This window comes from Streptomyces sp. SID14478 (assembly GCF_010548525.1).
Lineage (GTDB): Bacteria > Actinomycetota > Actinomycetes > Streptomycetales > Streptomycetaceae > Streptomyces.
Map to the genome: position 1 here is coordinate 1 of NZ_JAAGMG010000224.1, position 4,262 is coordinate 4,262.

At 70.4% G+C, this 4,262-nt stretch carries 5 protein-coding genes; 2 read left to right on the forward strand and 3 right to left on the reverse strand.

Translation table 11 applies throughout. The features are described from left to right. Window positions 1–147 precede the first annotated feature (147 nt). Window positions 148–1,290 carry an iron uptake system protein EfeO gene (gene efeO / locus G3I40_RS08370; protein WP_164301531.1) on the reverse strand — a complete coding sequence of 381 codons (1,143 nt, stop codon included), beginning with the start codon at window positions 1,288–1,290 and terminating at the stop codon, window positions 148–150. 209 nt (window positions 1,291–1,499) lie between these two features. Here efeO and G3I40_RS08375 point away from each other — a divergent pair, with 209 nt between their 5' ends. Continuing rightward, a complete protein-coding gene (locus G3I40_RS08375; RefSeq protein ID WP_164301535.1) occupies window positions 1,500–2,147 on the forward strand; it encodes a PhzF family phenazine biosynthesis protein in 648 nt (215 codons plus the stop codon). A 31-nt stretch (window positions 2,148–2,178) separates the two neighbouring features. Here G3I40_RS08375 and G3I40_RS08380 read toward each other — a convergent pair whose 3' ends face one another. Then, on the reverse strand, window positions 2,179–2,829 hold the full coding sequence (locus G3I40_RS08380; protein ID WP_164301532.1) for a biliverdin-producing heme oxygenase: 651 nt from the start codon (window positions 2,827–2,829) through the stop codon (window positions 2,179–2,181). Window positions 2,830–2,997: 168 nt separating this feature from the next. Next, window positions 2,998–3,873 carry a type I methionyl aminopeptidase gene (gene map, locus G3I40_RS08385; RefSeq protein WP_164301533.1) on the reverse strand — a complete coding sequence of 292 codons (876 nt, stop codon included), beginning with the start codon at window positions 3,871–3,873 and terminating at the stop codon, window positions 2,998–3,000. Window positions 3,874–3,930: 57 nt separating this feature from the next. Here map and G3I40_RS08390 point away from each other — a divergent pair, with 57 nt between their 5' ends. Further along, complete coding sequence (locus G3I40_RS08390; protein ID WP_164301534.1) at window positions 3,931–4,164, forward strand: hypothetical protein; 234 nt, start codon at window positions 3,931–3,933, stop codon at window positions 4,162–4,164. Window positions 4,165–4,262: the final 98 nt, after the last annotated feature.

The following is a 4,262-nucleotide window of genomic DNA, read 5'->3' on the forward strand; positions in this document are numbered from 1 at the left end:
CCGCCCGCGGCCGCGGCGCCGAGCGCGAGCCCGGCGCCTCCGACGGCGAGCAGTGAACGCCGGGACGGGGCAGGGGAGTTGTCCGTCATGGCGGGTCCCTCTTCGTTCATTTCGTGACCACGTGGGCGGTGCTTGCCGGGTCCGTCACTACTTGACGACCGCGGCGGCCAGCTTCGACAGCGGCTCCGCGAGCGCGTTGACCGCGTCGGACAGCTCCTTGCGGTCCGCCTTGCCGACCTTGTCGTAGGAGGTGAAGTCGTAACCGCTCTTGTCCTCGCGGTACTTGTCGAGCAGCGTGTCCAGGGCCGCGAACTGCTTGTCGAGGTCCTTGGTCAGCGCGGCGTCGTTCTCCGCCGCGACCGGCTTGAGCAGCTCGTACGCCTTCTCGGCGCCCTCGACGTTGGCCTTGAAGTCGACGAGGTCGGTGTGCGAGTAGCGCTCCTCCTCGCCGGTGACCTTGCCGGTGGCGACCTCGTCGAGGAGTTCCTTGGCGCCGTTGGCCATCGAGGTCGGGGTGATCTCGGCCTTGCCGACGCGCTGCTGCCAGTCCGCGAGGTCCTTGTCGAGCTGCGTGGCGAGCGTCTTCTCGGCCGCGCCGAGCTTCTTGTCCTGCCACAGCGCCTTCTCCAGGCGGTGCCAGCCGGTCCACTTCTGGCCCTCTTCGAGGCCGTCGGCGCGGGTGTCGGTCTTCGGGTCGATGTCGCCGAACGACTCGGCGACCGGCTCGGTGCGCTCCCAGCCGATGCGCGAGGGGGCGTACGCCTTCTTGGCGCCTTCCAGGTCGCCCTTGCGGACGGCGTCCGTGAAGGTCTTCACCTTCGGCAGCGTCTCGTCGGCCTGGGCCTGCGCGTACTGGCGGTAGGCGGCGACGGCGGCGTCGAGGCGCGGATCCCGCTTGGCCGCCTTGCCGCCGGTGACCTTGACGTCCTGGCGGTGGCCCTTGCCCTTCATGCCGGGGATGCAGGCGATGCGGTAGTCGCCGCTCTTCACCTCGGCGGTGAGGGTGTGCTTGGTGCCGGGGCCGATGTTCTCGCGCTCGGAGACGATGCGGTCGTCGGGGAAGAGGATCTCCACCTCGGTGACCCGGGAGCCCTTGTTCTCGACCGCCAACTCGACGTGCCCGGCGGGGAACTCGGTCTTCGACACCTTGCAGCCGTCGTCGGTGGCGGTCACCGCGACGGCGCCGGAGCCGCCGCTCTTGGCGTCGCTCTTCTCGGTGCAGCCCGTGACGGCGGTCAGGGCCGCCACCGTGGCGACGGCGGTGGCGACAGAGATGCGGACGGCTCGCATACGGGCTCCAAGAAGGTTCACAGCTTCCACTAAGGCGGCCCTAACTTATATGAGGCTTGCCTAAGTGCTACCCGCTCGTCCCGTGATTCACCTCTCATGCGAACGGCCTGGTCGCGGCCCGGATACGACCGACCCTCGGGCGACCCAGGAGAGGGTCAAGACCAAGTCAAGCGGAGGCCGTTGCGTGCCACACTGCCCCCGTGGACAACGTGGACTACGACGTACTGAACGTGTTCTGCGGCCCCGACGGCCGCCACGGCAACGAGCTCGGCGTCGTACGTGACGGCACCGCCCTGCCGGGCCGTGACGAACGCCAGGCCTTCGCCGCCACGTTGGGCTTCAGCGAGACGGTCTTCGTCGACGACCCCGAGCGCGGCGTCGTCGACATATACACGCCGACCCTGCGCCTGCCGTTCGCCGGCCACCCGTGCGTCGGGGTGGCCTGGCTGCTGGACGTGCCCGAACTGGTGGTGCCCGCGGGTGTCGTCGGCGCGCGCCTCGACGGCGAGTTCAGCTGGATCGAGGCGCGCCCCGAGTGGGCCCCGCCGCGCACGCTGCGCCAGTTCGGCTCGGCGGCGGAGGTGGACGCGCTGGCGGTGCCGCCGGCCGGGGAGTGGATCTACGCCTGGGCCTGGGAGGACGAGGCTGCGGGCCGGGTGCGGGCCCGCGGCTTCCCCGGCCGGGACGACGGAATCGTGGAGGACGAGGCGACGGGTGCGGCCGCGCTCCTGCTCACCGGCCGCCTGGAGCGGGCCCTGAACATCCGCCAGGGCCGCGGCTCCCAGATCCTCACGGCGCCGCAGCCCGGGGGCCTGATCGAGGTCGGCGGGCGGGTGCGGCTCGCCTCCTCGCCCTGACGGCTCGACCCCGATCGCCGCACGGGCCGGGTCAGGCGGCGGCGGGGAACTCCTCGCCCAGGGCCCGGAACACCCCGGTGTTCAAGGCGAAGGCGGCCTTGCACTCGGCGATGACGCGCTGCTTCTCCAGGTCGTCCACCGCTATGGCGTCGAGCAGTTCGCGGTAGCGGCGCTTGAACGCCGCCGGGTTGCCGACCTGCTCGAACACGTAGAAGCGGACCCCGTCGCCCTTGCGCGCGAAGCCCCAGGTCTTCTCCGCCTTGTCGCGGATGATCTGGCCGCCCGACAGGTCGCCCAGGTAGCGGGTGTAGTGGTGCGCCACATAACCGGCCGGCCAGGACCGCGCGCACTCGGCGACCCGCGCCGCGTACGCCGCCGTCGCCGGCAGCGCGGAGACCTTCTCCCGCCAGTCGGCGCCCCGCAGGTGGGCCAGGTCGCGCTCCAGCTCGGGCACGCGCGCCAGCTCCGGCTGGACGAAGGGGCCCGCGACCGGGTCCTGCGCCAGGCGCTCCGTACCGTCCTCAAGTGCCTTGTAGACGAACCACAGTTGCTCCGTGTACCGCGCGTAGGCGTCCACGCCGAGAGCGCCGCCGAGCAGGTCGCTCATGAACGTCGACGTCTCCGCCTCCGTGTGCTGCTCGTGCGAGGCGGTACGGATCAGAGTGGAGAACGAGGTGTCCATGAGGCCTCCGCCGGCGGGGTCTAGGTAGGTTAGGCTTACCTAAGATATCAGGCTTCCCGACATGCTGTCGGTAAAAACGTACCCCGGTTTCCCGATCAAGGGAACGTAAAAGGGAACGTAAAAAGCCCGCCCCGGGAACGGAGCGGGCTTTCCGCGGTCCAGCGGGGGCTACGGCAGCGTCAGGATCTCCGTGCCCGTCTCCGTGACGACCAGCGTGTGCTCGAACTGGGCCGTCCGCTTGCGGTCCTTGGTGACGACCGTCCAGCCGTCGGCCCACATGTCGTACTCGTAGGTGCCGAGCGTCAGCATCGGCTCGATCGTGAACGTCATGCCGGGCTGGATCACGGTCGTCGCGTGCGGGCTGTCGTAGTGCGGGACGATCAGTCCGCTGTGGAACGACGAGTTGATGCCGTGCCCGGTGAAGTCCCGCACGACCCCGTACCCGAACCTCTTCGCGTACGACTCGATGACCCGGCCGATGATGTTGATCTGGCGGCCCGGCTTCACTGCCTTGATGGCGCGCTCCAGGGACTCACGGGTGCGCTCGACGAGCAGCCGCGACTCCTCGTCGACGTCGCCCACCAGGTACGTGGCGTTGTTGTCGCCGTGCACGCCGCCGATGTACGCCGTCACGTCGAGGTTGATGATGTCGCCGTCCCGCAGCACCGTGGAGTCCGGGATGCCGTGGCAGATGACCTCGTTCACGCTCGTGCACAGCGACTTGGGGAAGCCGCGGTAGCCCAGCGTGGACGGGTAGGCGCCGTGGTCGCACATGTACGCGTGCGCGATGCGGTCCAGCTCGTCCGTCGTCACGCCCGGCGCGATGGCCTTCGCCGCCTCGGCCATCGCCCGCGCCGCGATCCGGCCGGCGACGCGCATCGCCTCGACCGTCTCGGGGGTCTGCACCTCCGGACCCTTGTACGGGGTCGGCGCGGGCTTGCCGACGTACTCGGGGCGCCGGATGTTCCCGGGCACGGAACGGACGGGGGACTGCTTCCCCGGGACAAGGGCAGTGGGTGACGACTGCGTCGACTGGCCAGACATGCCAGCGAGTGTAACGAGCGGCCGTGGGGGACCATGGCCATGAGGAGAGGAGTCACCGTGGCCCTGTTCAAGAAGCGGACCGTCGGGAAGCCGGGCGAGTGGTACTACTGCCTGGAGCACGGCAAGGTCGAGGAGGGGCCCGACTGCCCCGCCAAGGACCGGTTCGGACCGTACGCGTCCCGCGAGGAGGCGGAGCACGCGATGGCCACCGCCCGGGAGAAGAACCTCAAGTGGGAGAACGACCCGCGCTGGCACGACGCCAGCGCCCGCGGCGAGGACGACGACGGCTGATCCCCGGCGCGCCCCGTCACCAGCGGGCCGGCGGCGGCGCCGTCAGATGGTCCGCCAGGCGGGACAGGCGGTCGCGGAAGCGGCGGTGCCCGCGGCCG

Coding starts and splice junctions, on each gene's coding strand:
- efeO (WP_164301531.1), bottom strand. CDS start 1,290: ATGCGAGCCGTCCGCATCTCTGTCGCCACCGCCGTCGCCACGGTGGCG.
- G3I40_RS08380 (WP_164301532.1), bottom strand. CDS start 2,829: ATGGACACCTCGTTCTCCACTCTGATCCGTACCGCCTCGCACGAGCAG.
- map (WP_164301533.1), bottom strand. CDS start 3,873: ATGTCTGGCCAGTCGACGCAGTCGTCACCCACTGCCCTTGTCCCGGGG.